Source organism: Terriglobales bacterium (assembly GCA_035651995.1).
Lineage (GTDB): Bacteria > Acidobacteriota > Terriglobia > Terriglobales > Acidobacteriaceae > DASRER01.
This window is the reverse complement of sequence record DASRER010000004.1, coordinates 31,998-57,781: the sequence shown is the minus strand read 5'-3', so window position 1 is coordinate 57,781 and position 25,784 is coordinate 31,998. Positions and strand designations below refer to the sequence as shown.

Here is a 25,784-nt window from a genome sequence, read left to right as displayed (position 1 = left end):
CGGCGACAGATTAACCCGAGTCACTGGCCAGTTCGCGGCTTTTCTTCGCAAACGGCGAAAATCGGCGCACGCGCCGCTGGTCCCGAATCAGAACCACAATAAAGGCTGCCGGATCGGGTAATTGCGAACTGCCTCTTCCTCCGCGGGATCGGGGTTGAGCGCCCGCCACAACGCGATGTACTCAGGCTTGCCCAGCGCCACGCCGGCAAACAGCAGCGCGGGCTGCCGCACCGGCCACTGGTCCCAGTACTGCACGTCAGGCTTGTGCGGCCACGACCTCTTGTCGCGGATGTACGGGAACATGAACGCCATCGCACCCTCGATGCCGCGACCGCCGGCAGTTTGGAAGCTCCACAGGCTGTCGGCCGGCGTGGAGAGCACGTGGCAAGCCGTGGCCATGGCGTCGAGGTTGAATAGCGAATAGCTATAGGGCTTGGTCCGGCGCAGCTCCTGGGGAAAGCTGCCGTCTGCCGCGATCTGGTTCGGCAGAATTACGTTCTTCATGCGCTCGCGGCACTGCTGGGTGATGAGGGAATCGCCGGTGAAGCGCGCGAACTCGGCCGCCTGCAACGTCCAGCAGGTGCCGTGGTTGTTCTTCGCCTCGCGTTCTTCCTGCCCGTTCTTCGAGCTGTTCATCCAGTTCAGGTATTCGGCAAACCAGTTTTTCACGGCATCGCGCTCGCCCGGCGCAAGGCCAGGCGCTTTTTCGAGCCGCGACGCCGCGCGCGCCACTTCCACCAGGTGCAGCGTGTCGATAATGCCGATCCCGCGTCCTGTCGTGATCCCGCGGATCGCTTGCGCGTATTGCAGGTTCGGATTCATGCGCGTGGCCGGCGTGATGAACCACGCCCGCAGGTGCGCCGCCGCATGGCGTGAATAGCGCGCATCACGCGTCAGCACCCACGCCGCCGCCAGCGCCGGCACGTGCAGGCTCAGCCGGATCAGCGCGTGGCGATGCTGGTTGAAGTTGTCGGGATTGGACTCGCCGTCGCGCTGTATGTAAGGTCCGTCGGGATTTTTTGGATCGGGCCACCAGTAGTCGCCCTCGGAGAAGTAGTCGTGCTCGCCGCCCGCGCTGCGCGCGGCGCGATACGCGGTGATGGTGATGGGCTGCTCGGCCAGGTATCGCCGCGCGGCTTCGAGCACACGCTTCCGCTCTATGGTTCGCAGATCGGGGACCGAGCCGGCGACGGTTGGCAAGGCAGACGCAAACGGGCCAACGGTCGCAGCCGCGAGTGTCGCTCCCACCGCCACGCAAAACTCACGCCGCGAAACCATTGTCGGATGCCACTCCGCGCTGCATTGTCGCACGCGCCGGACACCTGTTCGGTTGGCCTACTTCGCCGCAAACAGGCTGCTGCCGCCCTCGATCTGCACCCTGGTCGCGCCGGTGAACGGAACGTTCAGCTTGTGAGCGGCCGCGTCATAGGTGTAGTCGCGCTTCGCCCGCAGCGGCTTGCCGTCGCGCAGCACCCGCGTCGGATTCTTCCAGTAGACCTCGAGCACCCCGGGCGCGCCCAACTCCGGCAGGCTGACCTCGATGCCCTTCCCCGCCGCCGTGGCCGTGATCGCCACCGTTTCCTTGCCGGTGAAGTAGTCGAAGCGGCTCGGCGACGTGGCGGAGGGAAAGACCTCGATGCGCAGCTTCGGCGACCAGTTCGTGTCCCAGTTGTTGTTCGTCTTTACGATGTCGCCGCGCGGGATGATCGCGCCCTCGCGGACAAACAGCGGAATCGTGCCCAGCGGCGCCGCCGCCGCGACGGTTGTTCCTCCGTTAAATAAGGTGGCGGGTTCGTTGTAGTTCAGCCACAGCCCCGCCGGCAGATACACCTGCCGGCTCGTCGCTCCGGCACTCAGCACCGGCGCCACCAGCAGCGAGTCGCCGAGCATGAACTCATCCCACAGGTCGGCGAGCTTTTCATCGGAAGCATTCGCGAACACCAGCGCGCGCGCCACCGGCATGCCCGTCTGCGTGGCCTGGTACATCAGCGACCGCATCGTCGGGATCAGGTCGTGATGCGCCGCGGCGGTCTGCTGCGCGATCTTAAGCAGCTCGTCGTCGTAGTCGTACCAGATGGTGCGCTTCGGGCCGACCAGCACCTCCATCATCGGACTGTAGGCGCTGAACTCCAGCCAGCGCGCGAACAGCTCCTTGTCGGGCACGCCGATGTAGCCGCCGGTATCCGATCCCCACATCGGGAAGTTGATCGCGCCCGAGCGCAGCAGGCCCTTCACCGAGACGGCCAGGCCTCCCCAGGTGGCGCGCGTGTCGCCGTTCCACACCGCCGTGTACTTGCGGCTGGCGTCGTTGGCGTTGCGGCTGAAGTTGAAGTAGTCGGGACCGTTGCGCGCCATCAGCCCCTCGGCGGCCAGCTTCTCCATCAGGATGGCATGCTTGTTCTCGACCGAGCGCGGCATCTCGCCCTCTTCGCCGCGGTCGATCTTGTAACCCTTGATCCCGAGGTCCACGAAGGCATCGAGCTTCTTCCTGTACCAGTCGTAGACTTCCCGACGCATGATGTCGGCCGCCGACCAGGGCCCATCGAACATATAGCCCTTGGCTATTCCCTCTTCGTACACCGAGTTCACGTTGCGGTTCGCCACCCACACCATCAGGTACATGCCGCGGTCGGCCAGTTCGCGCACCATTTTCTCCGGCGACGGGAAAGACGAGTCGAAATCGAAGTTGCCCCAGCCGTTCGTGCCGGTGCCGTAGGGCCGGTCGAGCCACATGGCCGACGCCGGAATGCGCGCCTTGCGCAGCCGGTCGGCGTCGTCAATGACTTTTTCCTGCGCGTTGCGGACGTCGCGCAGGTCGGCGTGGTGATCGTCGCGCCACCAGATCGAATCGAACGCCCACGTGGGCGGCATCAGCGACCCGCCGGCGATTTCTACATAGCGCTTCATCATCTCCGCATACGAGGGCCCGTGGATAATGTCGTAGGTCAGGCCGTTGCCGTTGAAATAGAAGCTGGTCTTGCCGCCGCGCGCGAAGGTGTAGTGGCCCTGCTCGGTCGTCTCAGCGTAAATAGCGTATTTGCGCGACGTCATGTAGAACGGCGCGCGCGCGCTGGAGTAGTTCACGTCGGGCAGGCGCTGCAATCCGAGAAAGTCATAGTCGGCGCCGCGATTATCAATCGCGCCGCCAAACGGATACTCCCACACCCCGTAGTAATGCTCGCCCTGGTCGGCGAACTCCTGCGTCACGCTGCCGGGCGCGTCCTGCGTGGTCAACTCCACGCGCAGGACCTCGGGCGTCACGAAGGTAAACGTCACCCGCGAGCGCGCGGCCGCGTAACCGCGCAGCGCGGCCGTCATCGAGTTGCCGGTGGTCTTGAACTCGCCCGCGCTCTCAACCGCGTTACCGCTGGCGAAGACCGTCCGCGTGTTCACCAGCAGCGCGTCGCCGCTCGGCTTTTCTATGATGCGGAAACCGAACGGCTGCGCCGTCACCTCCAGCCGCAGCGCCGCCGACTCCAGTGTCTGCCCTTTTGCCGCAACGATGAATCCCAGCAGAATGAAAGATACAAAGAAGGTCCGTTTCACGAGGTCGCTCCCGGCTGACTGGCTGAAAAAGGCCCGGGGCCTGAAGCCCCGGGCCGGTGTTGCCCCGTTTCCCCTGCTCCTCCTTGCTTCCAGGGCTCCGCAACGCTTGCCTTCGCTCTCGCTCAGGCCTCGCTGCTGCGCCCTCGCGCTTGGCTCGCGCTTTCTCCGGCGCTCGCTCAGCGCTTCACACTGCTAGAAGAAAAGCTTCAGGGCCAACTGCCCGATGCGCGGCCCGATGGGATTGGTGATTCCGTCTCCCTGCGTGGTCAGCGCGCCGAAGGTCGCGTTCCCGATGCCGCTGGCCGGCGCCGAGTTGCGGCGGACGAAGTTGTTGCCTGAGGCAATACTTTCATCCCAGTTGACCTTGTTCAGCACATTGAAAAACTCCGCGCGGAACTGCAAGCGCGCCCGCTCGGTGAAGGTGAAGTCTTTGTGCAGCCCCGTGTCCCACTGGAACATGCCTGGGAAGCGGTACTGCCCCTTGCCCACGTTGCCGAACGTCCCCGCCGGATTATTGGAGAACACCGCCGGGTTGATCCAGTTGCGGCAGGGCTTGGTGCCGGCATTGGTGCAGGCGCCCGGCGCATAGACCTCGCCGCCCAGGTACTGCGCTCGGTCCTGGCCCAGGCCGGTGCCTGAATTATTGACGTTGGAAACCAAAGTCAGCGGCCGGCCGGTCTGCGTGGACATCACGCCGCTCAGCTGCCATCCGCCGAACACTGCCTTCACGAAGCCGTTCGTTTTGTCCATGAACGGCAGTTGGTACACATACGACGCCACGAAGCGGTGCTTGTGGTCGAACTCCGACGGGCCGCGATCGAACACGTGCCGCAGCGGATCGTCCCACGGCCGCGCCGAATAGGTGCCGTCGAAGCCGAACAGTCCGGTTCCCGGCGGCAGGTCGTCAATGCTGTTCGACCAGGTGTAGGCGCCGGTCAGCGTCAGCCCGCGCGACATGCGCCGCTCACCTGAAACTTGCAGCGAGTGATACGACGAGTCGATGTCGTATGTCGACTGCTGAATGTCGCCGAACACCAGCTTGTTGCCGGCGATCACGTTCAGTCGGCGGAAGGGGCCGCCGCCCACCGGGAACGGATCGAGGTTGATGGTTTCCACCAGGTGGCTGGTGTGCGAGCCCACGTAGCCCACGCGCGCAATCGTGTTGCCCGGCAGTTGGCGCTCAACCGACAGGTTCCAGTTGTAGATGGTCGGCACCATCCACTTCCGGCTCGTGTCATAGGTCACGTACAGGTCGCCGGCGCGGAAGGTTGAGGCCGCGGTCGGTGGCAGCACCGGCGGGAACGGATAGATGGCCGCCAGACTGGTGCAGTTGTTCAGCGCTTGCGTGGCCGCCTTGGTGCACAGCGGATCGCTGAACGACCCCGGATTCAGGTCTCCGGTGTTCAGCACCAGCTGCGGGCTGAACGGCGTCGAGTCCACGATGCGGTTGTCGTTCATGCCGCCGATGCGCGTGTCGTAGAACATGCCGCCGCCGCCGCGCACGCTCATCTTGCCGTCGCCCATCACGTCCCAGGCAAAGCCGAGCCGAGGCGCGAAGTTGCTCATGCTGTCGCGCATGCCGTTATCGGGGAATCCGGCGTCGCCGGGGAAGAACATGCCCGCCGGCGCGTTCGGATACGCGGTGGACTTGGTGCCCGCCAGGAAGCGTGCCATGCTGAAGCCGGTCCAGCGCTCGCCGGTATCACGCCAGGCGCGGCCCGAATCCCAGCGCAGCCCCAGGTTCACCGTCAGCCGCCGATGCAGCTTCCAGTTGTCCTGGAAGTAGAAACCCATGAACGTGTTGCGATGGTTCTTGAATTCTCCGGCGCCCTGGCGGAATCCGGGGTTGCCGCCGCCGGTGGCCAGCTTGCCTGCCAGCAGGCCGGCAATGTTGGCGAACTGGAACTCCGGCACCTGGAAGAACTTGTTGTCCAGGTCCACGCGGCTGCGCTCCACCACGCCGCCGAAGCGGATGTCGTGCGCGCCGCGGATCCAGCTCACGTCATCGCTCCAGGTGAAGTTGTTGCGCACGAAGCTGGCGTTCGGGTTGTCGCCGAAGCTGAAGCCGCCGCTCACGCGCACCGCCTGGATGGCGTCCACCGGCAGCCACGGCAGCGAAACGCCCAACTGGCCAACGTTGAACGCGCCCGCGCCCGGCCCGCGGCTCGATGCGTCACGCGAGAAGCTGAACCGGCCGGCGTTCACCAGGTTGCCGCTGAACACGTGCGTTTCGTTCAGCAGGATGTTCTGCGAGACGATCGTGGAGCCGTCCACGTAGGTCAGGAAATTCGACGTGTCGAAGACGCCGAGCTTGCTGAAGCGGTCGTAGGTGTAGCGCGCCGCGAAGCGGTCGTTTTTCCCCAGGTTGATGTCCGTCTTGCCCACCAGGTCGTTGAAGTCCTGGTGATCGGGCTTCACGAACGTTACGTTGCCGTTCGCGTCGCCGACGGGAATTCCCTTCAGCAGGTTGGCCACTGCCGGATCGGTGACCGTCAGGCGCTGCGCCGCGCTCGGCGTCACTGTCGTGGCGGCCGCGCCCAGGTTGCGATGCCGCGTGCCCTGGTAGCCGGCGAAGAAGAACACCTTGTCGCGGATCACGGGCCCGCCGAACGTCCCGCCGAACTGGTTGCGCTTCAGTTTGTCGCGCCCGGTCACCGACTGGAATTGCTTGGCGTTGAACACCTCGTTGCGGACGAACTCAAACACGTTGCCGTGGAACGCATTCGTCCCGCTCTTGGTCACCACGTTCACCACGCCGCCGGCGTTCTGCCCGAACTCCGCGCTGTAGTTGCTGGTCTGCACGCTGAATTCCTGCAGCGCGTCGGGGAACGGGAACGGCTGGTTGACGTTGGTGTACTCGTCCACGTAGTTTCCGCCGTCGAGCTGGTAGCTGATCTGGTTCTGGCGCGCGCCATTGGCGGAGATGGTGACCGCGCCGGGGAAGGTCTTGGTGGTGCCCTGGTCGGCGCCGCTGTTGGGCGCCTGCACCGCGCCGGCAACCAGCAGCGTCAGCTGGGCCGCGTTGCGGCCGTTCAGCGGAAGCTCGGTGATGCGGCGCGACTCCACCGTTTGCTTGATCGTCGAAGTGGTGGTGTCAACCGTGACTTCGCCGCCGGAAACCTCGACTACTTCGTTCGCCGCGCCCACCGCCAGCCTCACGTTGTGCGTCAGGTTCTGGTCGGCCAGCAGCGTGACCGCTTTGCCCTCGTAGGTGCGGAAGCCGGAAGCGCTCACGCTCAGGTTGTATTGCGATGGCCGCAGCAGCGAGATGATGTAATATCCCTCACCATTGCTGGTGGCCGATCGGGCGGCGCCTGTCCCTGCGTCGGTGGCAGTGATCTTGGCGCCGGCGATCACCGATCCCGAGGGATCCGTCACCGTGCCGACAATGCTGCCCGTGCCTTGCGCAGAAGCGCACACGGCGCCGAGGAGGAGCAACACAAGTACTCGAACGATACGGCTGTTCATGCGGTCTCTGCCTTTCCGCGCTGGGAGCGCGTGAGCATGTCGTTTGTAATGGGCCCTTACAGTGGCAGGTGCGACGGCGCGGACTGAGTGCGCAAGGGAAAGACTGTGTCCTTGCTGCTCGGAACCGTCATGCGACAGAAACACTGCTGCTGAAGCGAGCGGCTCAAGGAGACACTCCCCGCGTTGGCGCCATTTAGTTGAGTTTCTGAATGGGAGTCAAGGTAGAAAAACTAAATGTTCCGTTTAATATGACTAAACGGACTCGGCCCCGAAGTGAAGCAGCACCGAATCAACAGCTTGAAGGATTGGGATGGAAATCCACCAGCTCGAGCTCTTTCTCGCCGTCATGGAAACCTCCAGCGTCACCAGGGCGGCGGAAAAAGTTCATCTTTCGCCCGGCGCCGTGAGTGTGCAGTTGCACTCGCTCGCCAACGAGCTGCACGCCGAGCTCTTTCTGCGCTCCGGCAAGCGCCTCATCCCCACTCCTACGGCCTATCGTCTGGCCGAGCATGCCCGCGGCGTGCTTCGGCAGGTCACCAACATCCGCCAGGAATTCGATAACGATCCCACCACCGACACCCGGCCATTTCACTTTGCTACCGGCGTGACCACGCTCATCTACCGCCTGGGACGCCCGCTCCGCTTGTTGCGCAAGCAGTATCCCAACACTGAGATACAGGTCACGGTGGGCGTGACCGAGGAGATCATTGCCGGGCTCCAGCAGCGCCGCTTCGACCTGGGGCTGATCTCTCTGCCCGTCGCCGAGGACAACCTGCGCATCCTGCCGCTATACGAGGAAGAGCTGATGGTGCTGCGGCCCTCGGCCACGCGCGTCCGCAACGGCCATGTCGGCACCGTGCGCGTCGCCGACCTGGAGAAGGTCCCGTTCCTGCTCTATCCCAAGCAAAGCAACATGCGTTCCATCATCGACCGCTTCTTCAAGGAAATCGGCCTGGAGCCGCGCGTGATCATGGAAGCCGACGACACCGAGGCCATCAAGCGGCTGGTGGAATGCGGCTTCGGCTACTCCATCCTTCCCGAGCACGCCCTGCACGGCCAGCCGCGCTTCTTCCAGACGTTGCGCATCGGCCGCCACCGCCTGATGCGCCAGCAGGCGCTCGCCATGCCCAAGACCGAGTACCCCCGCAAGCTCACCGAATCCGTGGCCGGCTTCCTTCACGCCGCACTTTCCCAGCCGAAGTAGCCTCGCTCCAGGACGGTTTCCTTCGTGCGCTTCGTGTCCTTTGTGGATGAGCTTTTGCTTTGATTTACCCGATGACCCGATTTCTCAGTTACCCGATCGCCAGCAGCTGGCCGCCAGAAACCAGCAGCGCTTGACCCGCCTCAATTTAGCCAAACAAAACGTGAAACTCTGCTTGACGAAACGTTGATTTCTCATATAATGACTCGCCGTGTCGCATAGTAAGACACGCGCGAATGGCTCTCCTTATCGGGTGCAGGTGCTGGACCGCGCCCTCGCATTGCTTGAGAAGCTGAGCGAGCACGGTCCCGACCTCACCCTCGCCGAAATCTCGCAGTCGCTGGGCCTGCACAAGAGCACGGCGCACCGCCTCGTCATGGTGCTGGAACGCCACCGCCTGGTCGAAAAGAATTCGCAGAGCGGGCGCTATCGCCTCGGCCTGAAATTGTTCGAGCTGGGCACGCGCGCCGTGTCTCAGCTCGATTTGCGCGAGCGCGCCCGGCCGTTCCTCGAGCGCCTCTCACTCGATACCGGCGAAACCGTCCATCTCTGCGTGTATGACGCCGGTGAAGTCGTCTACCTCGACAAGGTCGAACCGGCGCGCAGCGTGCGCCTCGCCTCCAGCGTCGGCCGCCGCTCGCCAGCTCATTGCACCGCTGTCGGAAAGGCCATCATCGCGCATTTGCCGGAGGCGGAGATGGAAGCCGCCGTACAGCGCCACGGCCTGCGGCAACTCACCCGCAAGACGATCGGCACGCTGGCGGAACTCAAGACCGAGCTGGCCCGCGTGCGCACTCAGGGCTTCGCCGTTGACGACGAGGAAAACGAAGAGGGCGTGCGCTGCGTCGGCTCGGTGGTGCGTGGTTTCGGCGGCGCCCTGATCGCCGCCATCAGCGTCTCCGGCCCTTCGTTCCGCGTGAGCACGGAAAAGGTCAGCATCATCGCGCGGTCGGTCGTCGCCACCGCCGCTGCGCTCTCGCACGAATTGGGATATCAGCAGCCGGCGTCGCGCATCGCGCAGCAGCCGCGCCCCTCGCCGCCGGCCCGGGGACAGTTCGCCGGCGCCTAGCAGCTGTTGGAAATGGGGCGGGGATGGTTCGTTTTGCGTACGAAGTGATACGTCGTACCGAATTGTGGTATTTCCGATTCCGTCGCTGAATCGGCATCGCGGGCTTTCGGCATCATCCACGGGCTTCATCGGGACACTGGGATCGCGGTCAGCAGCTGGCACAGGCGGTAGCCGGCGCGGCCATTACAGGGACGGAAACCGCCACACGGAACCACCACCAGGGGCAGCCGGCAAACGCGCCGGCACCGTGAAGGAACTCGTACTCGGCTCAGCTGAAGTTTCAGATTCAGGAGGCAAGAAGATGACACGTTCTGCCACAGGACGATTTTTCCTGGGGCTTTCGCTTGGGGTGCTGATGCTGCTGGTATCAGCCACTGCCGTGGCGCAAACCTCAACCGCCACCATTCTTGGTACGGTCACCGACAATTCCGGCGCCGTGATCGTAGGAGCGCAGATCACCGCCACCAACACCGCCACCGGTTTCACCCGCTCCGCCGCCTCCGACAAAGCAGGTTCCTACGAGCTCACCTTCCTGCCCGTCGGCAGCTATAAGGTAGAGGTGAAGCACCAGGGATTTCAAACTTTCGTGCGCAGCGGCGTGGTCCTGGAACTGGACCGCAACGCTCGCATTGACGCCATGCTCCAGGTGGGCGCGGTGAGCGAAACCGTGAGCGTTACCTCCGACGCTCCCCAGGTCAACACCGTCGACGCCAGCATCGGCCGCACGGTGAACAACGTCGAGGTCACCACGCTCCCGCTCGTCAACCGCGATCCCTACTCGTTCCTTACTCTCACTCCCGGCGTCGTGTTACCCAGCGGCGACGCCTTCAAGGGAAACGCTCTCGGTTTTCCCCAGCAGGTAGTGCTGGTGAACGGCTCCTCGCAGGACCGTTTATCCGGCAACCTGGGCAGCGCCGTCGGCTTTTACATTGATGGCGGCGCCAACAACGGCGGCCTGCGCAATACCGGCAACCTCGCGCCCAATCCCGACGCCGTCCAGGAATTCCGCGTGACGACGAACGGCTACAGCGCCGAGTATGGGCGTTTCTCCGGCGGCGTCGTTGACTTCATCACCAAGAGCGGCACTAACAGTCTGCACGGTACGGCGTTCGAGTTCATCCGCAACGACAAGTTCAACGCCACCCCGTGGAACCAGCTCGCCAAGCCGCCACTGCATCGCAACCAGTTCGGCGGCACCATCGGCGGGCCGGTGATCAAGAACAAGACGTTTTTCTTCGGCAGCTACTCCGGCCTGCGCCAGCACCAGAGCACCACGCTTGGCGCCTCCGCCCTGGTTCCAACCGCGCTGGAGCGCCAGGGTAACTTTTCAGCGTCAGCCGTAAAGCCAATCAACACCGCCACCGGCCAGCGCTTCCCCGGCGACATCGTTCCCGTGGATCCGGTTTCGCGCAGGATCATTGACACCTACATTCCGCTGCCCAACACCGGCACGAACGGCTTCCGCGGCGCGCCCCTGGCCAGCCCCACCAACACCGACGAGTTCATCTTCAAGCTCGACCACTCGCTGAACTCCAAGCACCAGCTCGCCGCCAGCTACTTCCTCAGCTACGGCAACACGCTCGACGCCATCTCCGGCGGCGCCGGCGCCAACGACCTGCCCGGCTGGTCGTCGCGCACCTTCGACTGGACCCAGCACAACCTGACGCTGAGCGACACCTGGGTGAAGAGCGGCACCATGGTCAACCAGTTGCGCGTCAACTTCGTCCGCAACTTTGGCGGGCGCATCAACAGCCCCGACATCTCTCTTGGCGATCTCGGCTCCAAGTTCCAGGTGCAGGGCGATAAGGCGCTGCCGCAGATCACCGTCACCGGCTTCTTCCGCTTGAACGAAGCCATCGCCGGCCCGGTGGCGGGCAGCAACTACTACGGCGTGCGCGACACCCTCGCCTGGACCAGGGGCAAGCACTCGCTCAAGATCGGCGGCGAGGCCTACCTGGAAAAACAGCGCCAGAACACGTTGCTCAACAACTACGGCACTTTCGGTTTTGACGGAAGCAAGTCGCGTCCCACGGGCGCAAGCTCGGGCGGCAACGCGCTGGCTGATTTCGTCATGGGCTTGCCCAACACCATGAACCAGGACGCGCCCACCGACAAGATCGACAACGACTGGTACTGGGCGCTGTTCGTTCAGGATGACTTCCGCGTTCACCCGCGGCTTACTCTGAACATCGGCATCCGCTGGGACGTGCAGCTTCCCACGCTCGATCCGCAGGACCGCAAGCTGACCTTCGTCCCCGGCGTGAAGTCAACCACGGTTCCCGCCGCTCCCACGGGTCTTTTGTTTGTCGGCGACCCGGGCATCACCCGCGGCATCATCGGCACGCCGCTGTACCACTGGGCGCCGCGCCTCGGCTTTGCCTGGGACCCGTTCGGCGACGGCAAGACCTCCATCCGCGCCGGCGCCGGCATCTACTGGGGCAACGTCTCAGGCAACGAGTGGAACCAGTCAGGCGACCGGCAGCCCTTCGCCGCGCGCCAGACCTTCCCCAACGTGGCCACGCTCTCCGATCCCTACAAGAACGTGCCTGGGGGCAGCCCCTTCCCTTACACCTACAGCCCGTCGGCGCCCAAGTTCATCGTGCCGGCGGCCGTCTCCGGCCCCGATCTGAACTTCGCCTGGCCCTACAACTACCAGATGAACTTCTCGATTCAGCGGCAGTTGACCGCCACCACATCGGTGACGGCGGCCTACGTGGGGACCCTGGCCCGCAGCCTGGGCTTCCTCAACGACGTCAACGCCGTGCCGCCTTCCACCGCGGCGGCTTCCACGGTGAACGCGCGGCGTCCGTTCCTGCCTGGCACGCTGAGCAACATCTTCCTGATGCAGTCGCCTGGCAATGATGCCTACCACGCCTTCCAGCTCAGCGCTGAGAAGCGCATGTCGAAGGGCTTCTCGCTCAAGGGCTACTACGTCTGGAGCAAGGACCTGGAGACCATCACCGACGCGGTGCAGGACTACACGCGTCTCGACATGGAGCGCGCCCGTTCCGCCCAGGACCGCCGCCACGCGGCCGTGATCTCCACCATCTGGGACCTTAACTACGTGCCCAAAAGCAATCCCCTGAGCTGGGTGACGAACGGCTGGACCATCTCCACCATCACCACCCTGCAAAGCGGCATCCCGTTCAACATCACGACGGGCACCGATAACAACCGCGACGGCACCAACAACGACCGGCCGAACCTGGTCGGCAACGTCGCCCTCGATCCCAACCGCGGACGCTCCATCGTCTCGCAGCAATGGGTTGATAAGAACGGCCTGGTGGCCAACCCGGTCGGCACCGACGGCAACCTCCGCCGCAATTCCTTCGACGGCCCCGGCGCCAAGAACGTGGACATCGGCATCCTGCGCAACTTCAGCATCAGCGAGCGCATGAAGCTCCAGTTCCGCGCCGAAGCCACCAACGCTTTCAACTTCGTCAACCTTCAGAACCCGACTGGCACCCTGAGCTCGGCGCAGTTCGGCAAGATCACCTCCGCACGCGATCCCCGCCAGATGCAGTTCGGCCTGAAGTTCAGCTTCTAACCCTGATTGGTTTTGACTTGAGGCCCGGGCGGAACCCCGGGCCTTTGTCTTGTTACAACCGCTGTGGGCGCGGGCGTCCCCCGCCCGCGAACAAGTCACCGCCGCGGCTCGCGATGTAGCGGCGGGCGTCCCCCGCCCGCCGGCACGCCTCCGCAAAAGGTGGGGAGCTTTTGGTTTTTCGGCGCAACGGGAAACAAACTAGAGCCACGCCCTCCACCGCTCCATCATCGCCTTCACTTCGGCCAGTTCGTCGGCCCGCAGCGGCGGCAATGGCGGGCGCACCGGACCCGCCGCCAGCCCCATGGCATTCATCATCTCCTTCATCACCGTAACTTCGTACCCTTTGCGGCGCGCGCGCAGCGCGTAAAGCGGCGTGACGTAATCGTTCATCAGGGCGAGCAGCGTTGCGGCGTCGCCCGCCGACGCCGCTTCGTGCAGCTTGAGCGAAAGTTTGGGCGCCACCGTGGCAATGCTCGACGTGTACACCCGCAGCCCGATGCTGTAGTAGGGCGGCACACAGTCGTCGCCGGCGCCGCCAATCCAGTGCAGGCGTTCGCCCACGCGCTGGATGATCTGCGCGTAGCGCCGCACGTCGCCCTGGCCGTCCTTCCACGCGGTAAGCGTCGGAACTTTTTCCGCGAGGCGCTCCACCCACGCCGGTCCCGGATTCACCCAGTCGCGGCTGTAGACCAGCAGCGGCAGGGGCGTCGCGCCGCCGATGGCCGCGTAGTAGTCCGCCAGGGCCTCCTCGTCGGCGTTCGGATAATAAGGAGGCAGCGCCAGGATCGCGTCGGCGCCGGCATCAGCGGCCCTCCGCGCCAGCTCGATCCCAACCTGCCGATTGAATCCGGTTCCGGCGATGACGGGCGCGCGGCCGCCAACCTCTTCCACCGTCGCCTTCACCACTTGCAGGTGCTCATCGGGCGTCAGCGAGTAAAGCTCGCCGGTTCCGCCGGCTGCGACCACCGCCGCGAGCGAGTGCTCCATCAGTTTGCGCAGGTTCGAGTGCAGGCCGGCGACGTCGAGCGAGAAGTCGCGGTGGAACGGCGTGACCGGAAACGCGATCACGCCCCGCAGGCGTTTACGCAGAGCATCAGCTTCCATAAGTCCGTCTCACCAGCGCGGCAGCACGCGCTTCCAGTTGGGATCAACGCGCTTGCGCATCTCGGCTTCGTCGTCGCGCTTACGGTACTTGCACTTCGTGTAGCGCTCGCGCCCGCGTGCCAACTGGTCGTAGTCCAGCTCCACGCCCAACCCTGGCCGGTCGGGAATTTCCACGCAGCCGTCCACGAACTTCACCCGCCCGCCGGCGACCACCTCATCGCGCTCCGTTTGCCACGGATAGTGCGTGTCGCACGCATACGTCAGGCGCGGCGTGGCCGCTGCCGCGTGCGCCATCGCCATCAGCGAGACGCCCAGGTGTGAGTTCGAATGCATGGAGAGCCCGAGTCCGAACGCGCGGCACACTTTTCCCAGGTGCTGCACCTGCCGCACGCCGCCCCAGTAGTGCGGATCGCAGAGCACGATCTGCACCGCATCGCTCTTCACGCTCTCCGGCAGGTCGGCAAACGACGTCACCGCCACGTTGCTCGCCAGCGGCGTGGTGATCCCCGCCTGCAACAGTCCGCGCCGGACCTCGGCCATTGACGCGATTGAAGCCGTGGGATCTTCCAGGTAGCCGCCATCGCTCAACTCCAATGCCAGCGCCTTGCCCACGCCAACCGACGTCTCCACCGACCACGCGCAATTCGGATCGAGCCGCAGCGGGACTTTCGCTCCCAGTTCGGCGCGAAGCTGGCGAATCGTCTTGATCTCCACTTCGGAGTCGAGAACGCCCGCCTTGAGTTTCACCTCGCGAAAACCGTACGCCGCGATCATCTGCTTCACCTGCCCCACGATCGCATGCGGCGTGAGCGCTTCGCCGTACTCGTCCTCGCGCGCGTCGTCGCCTTCGCCGCCCCCGCCGGCGTGTTTGTAGAACGCATACGCGGAAAACGGTATGCGGTCGCGCACCCGTCCGCCCACCAGGTCGCACACCGGCTTGCCCACCGATTTTCCGATCAGGTCCAGCGATGCGATCTCCAGCGCCGAATACAGCCGCGCACCGGCGTCGGCCGGGTTTTCGCCGGGCACGTGATAAGTCTGCGAGCGATCGAGCGCGCTTCCCTGCGCGTCGGCTTCGATCATCGGCGTCAGCCGGCCGGCCAGCTGGTAGGGATCGGCGCCGATCACGTTTTCGCGCAGTTTCGCGAACCCGAGCGCGATCGCATCCCCGCCGTGCGTTTCGCTGATCCCGGTGACGCCGCTTTCGCTCACCAACTCGATGATCGTGCGCAGCGCGTACGGCGCGTGCAGCCCGTACGAGCTGCGCAGCGGCGGGTCGGCCATCGCGATCGAATGCACCCTGAGGTCGGCGATGCGCATGCCGGAAAAGAAAAACAGAATACACGATGCCGAGTTGACGCCTCGCCGCCGTTGCCGCTAGCGTGAAAGCGATGGAACTTCACGGCGCCAACATTTTGGGAAGTGAAACGAGCGGCGCAGGTGCGACCGTATTTCATGGAGTGAATCCGGCCACCGGCGAGCAGCTCGCCCCGGCCTATCACGAGGCGACCGAGCGCGAAATCTCGCGCGCCCTCGAACTCGCCGGCGAGGCATTTGCCGGCTTCCGCAGCCGCAAGCCCGAGCAGCGCGCCGACTTCCTCGAAGCCATCGCCGCCGGCCTCGAGCAGCTGGGCGACGAGCTGCTGGACCGCGCCGCTGCCGAAACCGCCCTGCCTCTTCCGCGCCTCGTCTCCGAGCGCGGACGCACCTGCGCCCAACTCCGCATGTTCGCCGCGCTGCTGCGCGAGGGTTCGTGGGTGGGCGCGATCATTGACCGCGCGCAGCCTGAACGAACGCCCGCGCCGAAGCCCGACTTGCGGCGCATGCTCATTCCGATCGGCCCGATCGTAGTTTTCGGCGCCAGCAATTTTCCCTTTGCCTACTCGGTCGCGGGCGGTGACACCGCTTCCGCGCTCGCTGCCGGAAACCCCGTCGTTGCCAAGGGACACCCCGCGCACCCAGGCGCGTCGGAGCTGGCCGGACGCGTGATCCAGCAGGCGGCGCGCGATTGCGGAATGCCGGCCGGCGTTTTCTCTCTGGTGCACGGCCCATCGCCCGCGGTCGGACAGTCGCTGGTCCGCCATCCGCTCGCGTCCGGCGTAGGATTCACCGGCTCGCTCGCCGCGGGCCGCGCTCTCTTTGACGCCGCGGCGGCACGTCCGGACCCGATTCCGGTTTTCGCCGAGATGGGCAGCCTGAACCCGGTCTTTGTTCTTCCCGGCGCGCTCCAGGAGCGCGGTCCCGAAATCGCTGACGCGCTCGCCAGGTCAGTGACGCAAGGCCTTGGCCAGTTCTGCACCAAGCCCGGCCTGGCCGTCGGTCTCGGCGGCGCAGAACTGGACGCGTTCACCAGAAGACTAAGCGAGGCCGTGGGCGCCACGCCCGCCGGCACCATGCTGCACGCCGGCATTGCCGAGCGGTATCGTGGCGGCATCGCCGAGCGCGGCGGAATGACCGGCATCGCGACTGCCTGTGCTCCTGCCGCGGCCGCGCCGCATGCCGGCGCCACCGGCGCCGTGTTCACCACCGACGCGAAGACCTACCTCAGCAACCGCAAGCTGCACGAAGAGCTTTTTGGACCGCAAACGCTGGTCGTCGCGTCTGATTCCGCCTCGCGCCTGCTCGAAATTGCCCGCCGGCTCGAAGGCCAGTTGACGGTCACGATTCACGCCAGCGCCTCTGACCTTCGCCAGCACGCCGCCCTGCTCGACGTCCTGCGCCAGAAAGCTGGACGCCTCGTTTTCGGCGGCGTGCCGACCGGTGTCGAAGTCGTCCCGGCCATGCAGCACGGCGGTCCGTATCCGGCGACCACCGACTCGCGCTTCAGTTCGGTGGGAACCACCGCCATCCGCCGCTGGGTGCGCCCAGTCTGCTACCAGAATTTCCCCGCCGAGTGGCTGCCCGACGAATTGAAGGATGACAATCCGCGCGGCATCTGGCGCATGATAGACGGCGAATGGACGCGCGCCGCCGTCGTGTAGCGGGCGCGCGCCCTGCCCGCCGGCACGCCACCATGAACGCCACCATGAACTACCCGTAGAATCACCTTGGGAGAAACGCATGCAAGGAAACATCGTCCTTATCACTGGCGCCGGCGGCGGCCTGGGCAGCAGCGTCACGCGGGCGTTTCTCGATGCCGGCGCAACCGTCGTCGGCGTCTCGCGCAAGATCAGCGCCGCCAGCTTCAACCACCCTCGATTCGTTGCGCTTCCCGCGGAACTGAACAGCGTGGCCGCGGCGCAAGTGGTGGTGGACGACGTGGTGAAGCGCTTTTCGCGGCTTGACGCCGTCGCGCACCTGGTGGGCGGGTTCGCCGGCGGGCCCCCGCTGCACGAAACCAGCGACGCCGGCTTTCGAGGCATGTTTGCCGTCAACGTGGACGCCGCGTTCTACGTGCTGCGCGCCGCCATCGCCGCTATGCGCAGGCTTGGTGGCGGCAGCATCATCGCCGTCGGCAGCCGCGCCGCCGAAGATCCTGGCCCGGGAGTGGCCGCATATTCGGCATCAAAGGCTGCTCTGGTCTCGCTCGTCCGCACCGCGGCCCGCGAAAACAAGGACGCGAACATCAGCGTGAACGCCGTCCTGCCCGGCACCATGGACACGCCCGCCAACCGCGCCGCCATGCCGAATGCCGATGTGAGCCAGTGGGTGAAGGCGGAAACCGTCGCCAGGCTGATTTTGTGGCTGGCCGAGGCAGGAACAGACGTGACCGGCGCCGCGATCCCCGTCTACGGCCGAGGACTATAGCGCTCGCGAAGCGACCCTGCCCCACGTTCGCGATCCGGACTGCCGGGGCAAAGCAAAGGGCCGCCGCGATCGCGACGGCCCGATGTTCACTGGCCCGATGACCCGATATTCAATCCTACCGGTGCTGCAACTGCCGCAGCGCCCGCCGATACCCGCGGCTGAGCGGCAACTGCACGCCGGTTTGCAGCAGCGCGTACGCATTTCCGCGCGACGGAATGTGGAACCGCACCACGCGGTCGAGGTTCACGATGGCGCAGCGGTGCACGCGCACGAACCGTCCACTGTTGAGCAGCGCGAACAACCCGGAGATGGTGTGCCGCAGCCGGTAACACTGGTTGCCGGTGTGGATCCAAACATAGTTGCCCGCCGAGCGGATCCAGTCCACGTCGGCCACGCGCACCACGATCAGCGCGTGATCGGCCTTCACCACCAGCCGCTCCAGCGGCGGCGACGATGCGTCACGCCTTTCCGGGCCGCGTTGCGCGATGGATTCCAGCCGCGCCCGCTGCACGGCACACTTGGCCCGCAGCAGCGCCACCTCCACGCGCTCACCCGGACACGCGCGCGGCAGGCACTCCAGCGCCACCGTCGCAAAGCGTGCTTCGCTCTGCGAGTCGCATCCCGTCACCAGGATGGCCGGCACGCCGCACACGCTCGCCAGCGCCACCACGTGGTCGGCATCCGCCAGCGTCGCGTCCATCAGCAGCAGGTCCGGCGCGTGTTCATGGATGGCGTTCGCCGCCTGCTGCGCATGCAGGCAGTCGGCCACGATATGCACGTCAGGATCGTGTTGCAGCACCGAACGCAGCTCCGCCGAGCCGGAAAGGGCCGTCGCCACCACCGCGCGTATTTCGGTGTGCGTGGCGGCATTGGGAGCGGGGGTATAGACCTGCAGACTCATGGGGTCCTCTCGTTGATTGGGGAAAATGCGGGACCCGCCGGTCCCGCGTTGACTGCCTTCTCGAAGCGATGCTCCGCCAGGAGTCGCTGCGCGCGGTTTAGCTCGTCCACGCTCATCTTGGCGCGCAGCGATGATGTCATCTGCTCGCTGCCCAGCCCGCCGTCGGCGGCGCGCGTGAGCAGCGCGAACGCCATGGCGTGGTCGTGCGGCACACTCTCGCCGCTCAGGTACATCTGCCCGAGCGTGAATTGGGCCACGGTGTCGCCGTGCTCGGCGGCAAAGCTAAGCTGGCGCACGCCCTCGGCGACGTCGCGCGGTACTCCCTCGCCGGAGAGCAGCAGCGTTCCCAGCCGCCGCGCCGCTTCGGCGTCACCCTGTGCCGCCGCCTTGTGGTACCAGGCCGCCGCCGTGCGGACATCGCGAGTTGTGCCGTATCCTGCTTCCAGGCAGAGCCCCAGGTTGAGCTGGCCTTCCATCGAGCCTTGCTCGGCCGCGCGCGCGAACCACTGCCGCGCCTCGCGCTGCTCCTCGGCACTTACGGCGCGCCGGAACAGAAGGCTGCCCAGGTTCACTTGCGCGTCGGCAAAATCCTGCTCGGCCGCGGCGCGATACCAGCGCTCGGCCTGCGCCAGGTCGGCCGGCAGGCCGCCACGACCCTTCTGGTAGAACAACGCCAGGGAGAACTGCGCCTTGGCGTAACCCATTTCGGCCGCTTTGCGGAACAGGGCCAGCGCTTTCGCGTCATCGCGCGCCATGCCTTCGCCTTCGCTGTAGCGATAGGCCAGGTGGTACATGGCTTCGGTGTTGCCGTGCCCCGCCGCACGCTCATACCACCGCGCCGCCTGCTCAGCGCCGCCGCCCGGGCAACCGCTCTCCGCAACCGCGCCCGCGTAGTACTCGGCCACTCCCGAGGGACGCCTCGTCGCCTTCGCGATCAGCTTCTCTGCCGCCGCGCAATCGGGCTTTCCCAGGACACCCATCACTTCCACCAGGGCGAGGGCCGCCTGCGACGGCGCAAACCCGGCGTCAGCCGATCGACGCAGCCACCTTGCCGCCTCGCTGAAGTCCTGCCTCGTCCCGCGCCCGGTTATGTACGCCATGGCGACGTTGAATTGCGCCGGTAGAAACTCGGTCGTCGCCGAGCGGCGGAACCATCCGAGGGCCGCGCTCGGATCGCGGGCCACGCCGCGGCCCGTGCTCAGCATGTTGCCGAATTCGTTTTGCGCCATCGGATCACCCGCGTTCGCCGCTTTCTGGTACCAGTACGCTGCCGGCTCTGCCCCGTTCGGCACGCCCAGTCCGTTGTCGGTCGCGATTGCCAGCTTCCTTTGCGCCTCCACATTTCCGGAGCGCGCTGCTTCCAGCAGCTTTCGATATCCTTCAGGGCTCAACTGTTCGCTGGCGTCCGCAAAACCAACTCCAGCGATGATGCACAGCACGGCGGCGCAGAACAGTTTCCGAGACATGGCACGCTCCCCACTACGTGCGCCACGCCGGGCCCCTCCTAACCCGCAACTGGCGTGCCTTTCCGTATGACCGAATCCGGACACTCACATTCCGGTACGCCAGCCGACCCATGGTGCGTTGCTAAGTGAAGAAACGTCTGAGGACCGGAACAAGTCTCCCCTGCCGCTCCCCTGCGAAAGAAATTTCAGTCCTTTGGAACAAACCGAACATCTCTTAAGTCTTAGGAGCAGCAGACGATCACTGCTTGGCGACGCGTGCCGCACGCAGCGGCAGTGCGGGGTGGTGTGCGTCCGCCCGCGTCTACGGGAAGTTGTAGGGCACATCTGAAAAACTCGATCCAGTGAAGAAGCGCGTTCGCTCTGGCGCGAGCGCGCCTGATTGCGGTCGGTGGTTCGTCCCAGTCAACCCGAACTGCCGAACTTTTCACAGAGATAGTTCGTATGTCTGTTTACCCCGGGCTGAGTTGCACGTCGAAGGACCAGGGGCCAAGGGTGCTTACCGTCGCGAGCGTAAATCGCGTCGTCCGCTTTGGTCCGTTCCAGGCGGACCTGAAGTCCGGGGAACTGCGCCGGAATGGGCAGCGTGTGCGCTTGCAGGAGCTCCCGTTCCAGGTGCTCTCGCTGCTGCTGGAGCGGCATGGCGACGTGGTCACGCGCGAGGAGCTCCGCAACAAAATCTGGCCCGCCGACACCTTCGTCGACTTCGACCACGGCCTCAACAAGGCCATCAACAAGATTCGTGGCGCTCTGGGCGACCGTCCCGAGCTGCCGCGCTACATCGAAACCGTTTCTCGCCGCGGCTATCGCTTCATCGCGCCGGTTGTCGCCGGCACGCCGAAGGAGGCGCCCACGCCGCTGCCCAAGCTGCGCCTCGCCGTGCTCCCCTTCGAAAACCTCAGCGAGGATCCCGCGCAGGAATACTTCAGCGACGGCATGACCGACGAGATGATCGCGCAGCTCGGGCGGCTCGATCCGCAGCGCCTCGGGGTCATCGCGCGCACCTCGGCCATGCAATACAAGCGCACCCCCAAGGACATCTCCACCATCGGCCGCGAACTCGGGATTGACTACATCGTGGAAGGCAGCGTCCGGCGCTCGGGCAACCGCGTGCGCATCGCCGCGCAGCTCATCAAGGTCGCCGACCAGACGCACCTCTGGTCCGAGAGCTACGAGCGCGAAATGGACGACATGCTCGGCCTGCAGAACGACGTCGCCCGCCGCATCGGCCGCTCGCTCGCGCTCGAACTCCTGCCTGAGATGGCCCCCGGAGCCTCGTCGCCGGGCAAGCTTCATCCCGACGCGCACGAACATTATTTAAGGGGACGCTTCCTGGCCATGCAGCGCACCGAAACGGCGCTTCTGGCCGGCATCGAATGCTTCGAGCGCGCGCTCGCCGAAGATCCGGACTACGCGCCGGCGCACGCCGGCCTGGCCGACTGCTACTCCCTGCTCAGCTGGTTTGGCGCGTTACGTCCGCACGAAGCCGCGCCCAAGGCGCGCACCGCGGCGCAACGCGCGCTCGCGCTCGACGACAAGCTCGGCGCCGCTCACTGTTCGCTCGCCCTGATGCACTTCTGGTACGAGTGGCGCTGGAGTGACGCGGAGCGCGAACTGCGCCGCGCCATCGAACTGAACCCCAGTTACCCCGCCGCCCACCACTGGCTGGGTTCGTTTCTTTCCGCCATGGGGCGCCTCGAGGAGGCCGTCGAGCAGCACCGGCTGGCCATCGAACTCGATCCGCTTTCGCTTATCATCGCCAAGAGCATCGCCGATCCTTATTATTACGGGCGCCAGTTCGACGCCGCTGAGCAGTACATACGCAACGTGCTTGAGCGGGAGCCGCGCTTCGCGCCCGGTCACTTCGACCTGGGCCGCGTCCTCCTCTGCCAGGGCAATCACGCCGCCGCCATCGAAGCGTTCGAGCGCGCCGATAACATTTCCCAGAACCCCTCCGCCACCGCCGCGCTTGCCTGCGCTGCCGCTTTTGGCGGACAGAAAGACCGCGCTCTTCAGCTCCTGCAGGATGCGCAGCAGCGCAGCGTGGGACGCTACCTGCCCTCGCCGCTGGTCGCCCAGATCTATCTCGGCCTCGGCGATCCCGACACCGCCTTCCAGTGGATGGAAAAAGGCATCGAGGAGCGCTCTTACTGGCTCGTCCTCACGCGCCAGGACCCGTTCTACGATCCATTCCGCCGCCATCCGCGCTTCCAGTCGCTGCTGGAAATCATTGGCTTCTGAGCACGACCTTCGCGTTGTAGCGACGGGCGCCCTCGCCCGCCGGCACATCACCACGGACCGCGTTGCGCGGGCGCCCTCGTCCGCGTGCTTGCCCCTCCACTGCTTCGCACGTTGTAGCGGCGGGCGCCCTCGCCCGCCGGCACATCACCACGGACCGTGTGGCGCGGACGCCCTCGTCCGCGCACGCGAAACTCGAAACTTGATAACTCGAAACTTACCCACCCACCGATCGGTACAGCCCCTCGATCAGATCCATCCCCCGGCGCAGCAGCTCGTCGTCTCTGATGTCCTGGTTGGCCCAGCCCACCAGCACCCGGTCCAGGCCCAGGCCTTCGGTGCGTCCGAACTTCTCATCGCCGAGGTCGGCATCGTGGATGATCTCGGCCAGGGCGGCCACGCGCGCATCGCGGATGGCGAATTCCTTGCGCAGCGTCTCGAACGTGCAATCGTCGCCGCGGTGGCCGAAACCGCCCGGCTGGAACATGTCGAAGGGCACCGCATCAGGCTGGCGCCGCGCGTCGGTTGCAAAGGCAAATTTCGCCTTCGGATCAATGAATCGCCGGATGAACCACGCCGACGCCGCGCGGTCGATCCCCGGCCGCGGACGCGTTACCCAGGTCCGGTTCTGGAATCGCGCCGCGCGACCACGCCGCGAGCGGGAGCCCCCGCTTCTGCCGGTGGCCCGACGCGCGCCAGCATTGCCTCGGCACGGCTTCGCAGCGGGCTGTTGAAGAAGTCCACGGAAGCGATCTCTTCCAGCCGGCGCCGCAGCCGCGCCGCCGTGTTCGCGCCGTGCGCCTTCGCCAGCTTCCTCGCCTCGCGCATCAGCTCCTCATACTCGCCCGCCCTTGCCTGAAGAAAGCGCTGCCGCAGCTCATCGTCAGGCGCATCGTCAATGGAATGCGCCTGGACGACAGACGCCTGGCCCTTATACGTCCGTATGGCCGACGCCAGCCACTCGAAGCGCTCCTGGTTCGCCGCCGAAAAAGGCAGGAGATAGCCTGATGTGCCCATCTGCAGCGCGCCCGACCGCTTCAGGTTGCGCCACACCTCCACGCGCTCGCTCGCGCGCTTGGCCGGCAGCGTGAAGATCAGCATCAGCCAGCGAGGCGCTTGATCTGCACTCGGCGTTTTCGTCGCGGCTCGCTTCGCCATGGCCCCGGATGATACAGGTATATCGTCGGCACATCACCACCGACCGTGTGTACGCGGGCGACCCCGCCCGCGAGCAACTCAGCACTGCTCTTCAGGGTCGCCACGGTCCGCGTGGCGCGGACGCCCTCGTCCGCGTGCCCGCGCAACCACTGCCGCTGATGGACTACCCGCAGTACTTCTCCGCCGCCCGCGCCAGCACGCGCGCGCACGTCACCACCGAGTTCAGATCCACCCACTCCACGGCCTCGTGCGCGCCGGCTCCCGAAGGCCCGTAGTTCACCGTGTCGGCGCCCGCCGCCGAAAACAGCGCCGCGTCCATCCAGTAGCTCACCCCGGAATGCGCCGGCGCGCTGCCGGTGGCCTCGTGGATCGCAGCATGCGTGATGCGAGCAATCGGGCTTTCGTCGGAGGTGACCATGGGCGCGCGCTCGAGCAGCAGCGTGATCTCGGCTTCCTCGCCGCACGATGCGACCACGTCTCGCAGCTCTCCTATCACCTGCTCCGGCGTTTCGCCGGGCAAAGTACGGCGCTCGATCTTGAGCCGGCACTCGGGCGAGTACGTGGAAAGGCCCTCGCCGCCGCTCACGAGCGCGCAGTGCTGCGAGGCTGGACCCACCAGCGCATGCTTGCGCGCGCGCAGAACTTCGGCATCGAATCTCTCCAGCGCGGCGATGATGCGTCCCATTTTGCCGATGGCGCTCACGCCCAGGTCCCATCGGCTGCCGTGCGCCGCCTTGCCGCGCGTAACGATCTCGGCCCACACGAATCCTTTGTGCGCCACGATGAGCTGCTTCTCGCTCGCCTCCGTGAGGATGCAGGCGTCGGCGCGGTGCTTGGCGACAAACGCCCGCGCTCCGATGCTGGCGTATTCCTCGTCGGCAACGAGCGCCGCCATCACCGTGCCGCGCAGCGCCTTCTTCGCCAGCCACGCCGCCGCGCACAGGATCGCCGCCGCGCCGCCCTTCATGTCGTAGCTCCCGCGGCCGTAGACGCGCCCGCCGTCCATGCGCGGCTCAAACGGCGGAATGGTCATCCCCGCAGTGCTCACCGTGTCCAGGTGCGCGCACAGCGCCAGCACCGGCCCCGAGCCGCTGCCCACCTGCGCCACCGCGTTGGGACGCCCTGGCGCGGCCTCCTCCAGCCAGCTCCGAACGCCGCGCTGCTGGAACCACCGGCACACGTGCGCCGCGATCGCGCCCTCGCCCGTGCCTTCGCCGGGAGCGAGCGCCGGATTCACCGACGGAATCCGGACCAGCTCCTGCAGCGCCGCGAGCACAGCCCGTTCGCTCAGGAAATCTTCAGCCACGCCGGTTTGCTGCGATGCCACGCTCACAATTGTCTCAGTTGCCGCCCAGCACCGCCACGCTCCAGCGCATCGGCGAAGCGGTCCGCTTCCTCGACCGTGTTGTAGATGTACGCCGACGCGCGCGCGGCCGCGCTGGCGCCTAAGCGCTTCAGCAGCGGCAACGCCGCCAGGTCGCCGGCGCGAATGGCGAAGCCGGCGCTGTCCATGTCAATCGCGGTGGTTCCGTGGCCGCCATTAAGTTTCTGGAGACGAAATCGCCGCCGCGCCCTGCGCTTCGCTATCGAGGTCGGCCACGCGGACGAAAAAGATGTGTCCGCCACTGAGGCAGCGATAGCTGTAGAGCCCGCCAACTTCATGAACGCCGGCGTCGCGGACGAGCACTTCGAGCGTCGGCAGAATGCGCTCGATCGTGGTGGCGCCGCAAACCGGACAACAGGTCGGAATCATTTTCACGGGCACCCCCAGGCTCAGGCCGCGGCCTGCAGCAGCCGGCGAATTGCGCTCACCAGGCGGTGCGCATCGTCCTTGGGAATGCGCGAGTCGGCCGGAATGTTGGGATCGACCGATTCGTCGTAAACCACGATGACCGGCGTCTCGTAATCGAGGCGCGCCAGCCGGGCCACGGCGAATTGTTCGGCACGCGTCAGCGTCGAGCAAACGATCACCGCGGCGAAGGAGCGCGACGTGAGCAGGTCGGTGGCGTCGCGCGCCGTGCTGGCCACGGCGGCGGCGAACCCGGTGGATGCCACGGCCTTCACCCGGGCGGAATTGACCGTGGCGTCGCGCGAAACACACAAGACCACGGGCTTCGGCGGAAGGGTGCGGGTGTTGGCAGCCAATGGGGAATTCGGCAGCATGATTCTGGCATCGTAGGGCGTCGCGGAAAAAAGCGTTAGCGCCGAGTTGCGCCACCGGCGCGGGTCTGCACAACTCGCCAGGTCCGGCCGCGGGCCGGCGTGGCCGCGGCTGCATGCGCCGCTGCCCGCCTCTTCTCACATTGTGGAACTCGCGATTGACATGCGAGACGCCTGGTGTC

The 25,784-nt window shown here is 65.8% G+C and carries 19 protein-coding genes; 6 read left to right on the top strand and 13 right to left on the bottom strand.

Annotated features, from left to right (window positions below):
• Positions 1 to 87: 87 nt before the first annotated feature.
• The 3 genes from VFA60_02675 to VFA60_02665 all read right to left on the bottom strand — a co-directional run bounded on the left by VFA60_02675 (position 88) and on the right by VFA60_02665 (position 6,987).
• Complete coding sequence (locus VFA60_02675) at positions 88 to 1,200, bottom strand: alginate lyase family protein (GenBank protein HZQ90679.1); 1,113 nt, start codon at positions 1,198 to 1,200, stop codon at positions 88 to 90.
• Positions 1,201 to 1,335: 135 nt separating this feature from the next.
• Positions 1,336 to 3,546, bottom strand: coding sequence for a TIM-barrel domain-containing protein (locus VFA60_02670; protein HZQ90678.1), 2,211 nt, complete (start codon positions 3,544 to 3,546; stop codon positions 1,336 to 1,338).
• A gap of 192 nt (positions 3,547 to 3,738) precedes the next feature.
• Complete coding sequence (locus tag VFA60_02665) at positions 3,739 to 6,987, bottom strand: carboxypeptidase regulatory-like domain-containing protein (GenBank protein HZQ90677.1); 3,249 nt, start codon at positions 6,985 to 6,987, stop codon at positions 3,739 to 3,741.
• Positions 6,988 to 7,324: 337 nt separating this feature from the next.
• Here VFA60_02665 and VFA60_02660 point away from each other — a divergent pair, with 337 nt between their 5' ends.
• From VFA60_02660 to VFA60_02650, 3 genes are all read left to right on the top strand, one after another.
• On the top strand, positions 7,325 to 8,218 hold the full coding sequence (locus VFA60_02660; GenBank protein HZQ90676.1) for a LysR family transcriptional regulator: 894 nt from the start codon (positions 7,325 to 7,327) through the stop codon (positions 8,216 to 8,218).
• 256 nt (positions 8,219 to 8,474) lie between these two features.
• Positions 8,475 to 9,284 (top strand): IclR family transcriptional regulator, encoded by an 810-nt coding sequence (locus VFA60_02655; protein ID HZQ90675.1) that lies wholly within the window; start codon positions 8,475 to 8,477, stop codon positions 9,282 to 9,284.
• A gap of 301 nt (positions 9,285 to 9,585) precedes the next feature.
• Positions 9,586 to 12,831, top strand: a complete 3,246-nt coding sequence (locus tag VFA60_02650; protein HZQ90674.1) for a carboxypeptidase regulatory-like domain-containing protein — start codon at positions 9,586 to 9,588, stop codon at positions 12,829 to 12,831.
• A gap of 198 nt (positions 12,832 to 13,029) precedes the next feature.
• Here the strand turns inward: VFA60_02650 and VFA60_02645 are convergent, their stop codons facing one another.
• Complete coding sequence (locus VFA60_02645; protein ID HZQ90673.1) at positions 13,030 to 13,935, bottom strand: dihydrodipicolinate synthase family protein; 906 nt, start codon at positions 13,933 to 13,935, stop codon at positions 13,030 to 13,032.
• A 9-nt stretch (positions 13,936 to 13,944) separates the two neighbouring features.
• A complete protein-coding gene (locus tag VFA60_02640; protein HZQ90672.1) occupies positions 13,945 to 15,255 on the bottom strand; it encodes an enolase C-terminal domain-like protein in 1,311 nt (436 codons plus the stop codon).
• 71 nt (positions 15,256 to 15,326) lie between these two features.
• Between VFA60_02640 and VFA60_02635 the strand changes: the two genes are divergently transcribed.
• Together VFA60_02635 and VFA60_02630 are read left to right on the top strand one after the other, a co-directional pair.
• Positions 15,327 to 16,916 carry an aldehyde dehydrogenase (NADP(+)) gene (locus VFA60_02635; GenBank protein ID HZQ90671.1) on the top strand — a complete coding sequence of 530 codons (1,590 nt, stop codon included), beginning with the start codon at positions 15,327 to 15,329 and terminating at the stop codon, positions 16,914 to 16,916.
• A 79-nt stretch (positions 16,917 to 16,995) separates the two neighbouring features.
• The gene (locus tag VFA60_02630; protein HZQ90670.1) at positions 16,996 to 17,682 is read left to right on the top strand and encodes an SDR family NAD(P)-dependent oxidoreductase; all 687 of its coding nucleotides are present in this window, start codon (positions 16,996 to 16,998) and stop codon (positions 17,680 to 17,682) included.
• 115 nt (positions 17,683 to 17,797) lie between these two features.
• Here VFA60_02630 and VFA60_02625 read toward each other — a convergent pair whose 3' ends face one another.
• Together VFA60_02625 and VFA60_02620 are read right to left on the bottom strand one after the other, a co-directional pair.
• Entirely contained in the window at positions 17,798 to 18,583 is a 786-nt protein-coding gene (locus VFA60_02625; protein ID HZQ90669.1) for a LytTR family DNA-binding domain-containing protein, read from the bottom strand.
• Positions 18,580 to 20,049 carry a tetratricopeptide repeat protein gene (locus VFA60_02620; protein ID HZQ90668.1) on the bottom strand — a complete coding sequence of 490 codons (1,470 nt, stop codon included), beginning with the start codon at positions 20,047 to 20,049 and terminating at the stop codon, positions 18,580 to 18,582. Before VFA60_02620 ends, VFA60_02625 begins: the two co-directional genes overlap by 4 nt.
• Before the next feature lie 441 nt (positions 20,050 to 20,490).
• Between VFA60_02620 and VFA60_02615 the strand changes: the two genes are divergently transcribed.
• The gene (locus VFA60_02615) at positions 20,491 to 22,287 is read left to right on the top strand and encodes a tetratricopeptide repeat protein (protein ID HZQ90667.1); all 1,797 of its coding nucleotides are present in this window, start codon (positions 20,491 to 20,493) and stop codon (positions 22,285 to 22,287) included.
• A 214-nt stretch (positions 22,288 to 22,501) separates the two neighbouring features.
• Here the strand turns inward: VFA60_02615 and VFA60_02610 are convergent, their stop codons facing one another.
• The 6 genes from VFA60_02610 to VFA60_02585 all read right to left on the bottom strand — a co-directional run bounded on the left by VFA60_02610 (position 22,502) and on the right by VFA60_02585 (position 25,587).
• Entirely contained in the window at positions 22,502 to 22,852 is a 351-nt protein-coding gene (locus tag VFA60_02610; protein ID HZQ90666.1) for a chromate resistance protein ChrB domain-containing protein, read from the bottom strand.
• Positions 22,853 to 22,896: 44 nt separating this feature from the next.
• Positions 22,897 to 23,442 carry a Chromate resistance protein ChrB gene (locus VFA60_02605; GenBank protein ID HZQ90665.1) on the bottom strand — a complete coding sequence of 182 codons (546 nt, stop codon included), beginning with the start codon at positions 23,440 to 23,442 and terminating at the stop codon, positions 22,897 to 22,899.
• A 163-nt stretch (positions 23,443 to 23,605) separates the two neighbouring features.
• Positions 23,606 to 24,769, bottom strand: a complete 1,164-nt coding sequence (locus VFA60_02600; protein HZQ90664.1) for a M20/M25/M40 family metallo-hydrolase — start codon at positions 24,767 to 24,769, stop codon at positions 23,606 to 23,608.
• A 2-nt stretch (positions 24,770 to 24,771) separates the two neighbouring features.
• A complete protein-coding gene (locus VFA60_02595) occupies positions 24,772 to 24,954 on the bottom strand; it encodes an aminotransferase class V-fold PLP-dependent enzyme (GenBank protein ID HZQ90663.1) in 183 nt (60 codons plus the stop codon).
• A gap of 28 nt (positions 24,955 to 24,982) precedes the next feature.
• Positions 24,983 to 25,201: a hypothetical protein gene (locus tag VFA60_02590; protein HZQ90662.1), complete on the bottom strand. Its 219-nt coding sequence runs from the start codon at positions 25,199 to 25,201 to the stop codon at positions 24,983 to 24,985.
• 14 nt (positions 25,202 to 25,215) lie between these two features.
• Entirely contained in the window at positions 25,216 to 25,587 is a 372-nt protein-coding gene (locus VFA60_02585; GenBank protein ID HZQ90661.1) for a hypothetical protein, read from the bottom strand.
• Positions 25,588 to 25,784: the final 197 nt, after the last annotated feature.

What these genes read in the sequence shown, in the direction of transcription:
- VFA60_02660 (HZQ90676.1), top strand. Translation starts at nt 7,325, where the DNA reads ATGGAAATCCACCAGCTCGAGCTCTTTCTCGCCGTCATGGAAACCTCC.
- VFA60_02650 (HZQ90674.1), top strand. Translation starts at nt 9,586, where the DNA reads ATGACACGTTCTGCCACAGGACGATTTTTCCTGGGGCTTTCGCTTGGG.
- VFA60_02640 (HZQ90672.1), bottom strand. Translation starts at nt 15,255, where the DNA reads ATGCGCATCGCCGACCTCAGGGTGCATTCGATCGCGATGGCCGACCCG.
- VFA60_02635 (HZQ90671.1), top strand. Translation starts at nt 15,327, where the DNA reads ATGGAACTTCACGGCGCCAACATTTTGGGAAGTGAAACGAGCGGCGCA.
- VFA60_02645 (HZQ90673.1), bottom strand. Translation starts at nt 13,935, where the DNA reads ATGGAAGCTGATGCTCTGCGTAAACGCCTGCGGGGCGTGATCGCGTTT.
- VFA60_02595 (HZQ90663.1), bottom strand. Translation starts at nt 24,954, where the DNA reads ATGGACAGCGCCGGCTTCGCCATTCGCGCCGGCGACCTGGCGGCGTTG.
- VFA60_02625 (HZQ90669.1), bottom strand. Translation starts at nt 18,583, where the DNA reads ATGAGTCTGCAGGTCTATACCCCCGCTCCCAATGCCGCCACGCACACC.
- VFA60_02620 (HZQ90668.1), bottom strand. Translation starts at nt 20,049, where the DNA reads ATGTCTCGGAAACTGTTCTGCGCCGCCGTGCTGTGCATCATCGCTGGA.
- VFA60_02630 (HZQ90670.1), top strand. Translation starts at nt 16,996, where the DNA reads ATGCAAGGAAACATCGTCCTTATCACTGGCGCCGGCGGCGGCCTGGGC.
- VFA60_02615 (HZQ90667.1), top strand. Translation starts at nt 20,491, where the DNA reads ATGTCTGTTTACCCCGGGCTGAGTTGCACGTCGAAGGACCAGGGGCCA.
- VFA60_02605 (HZQ90665.1), bottom strand. Translation starts at nt 23,442, where the DNA reads ATGGCGAAGCGAGCCGCGACGAAAACGCCGAGTGCAGATCAAGCGCCT.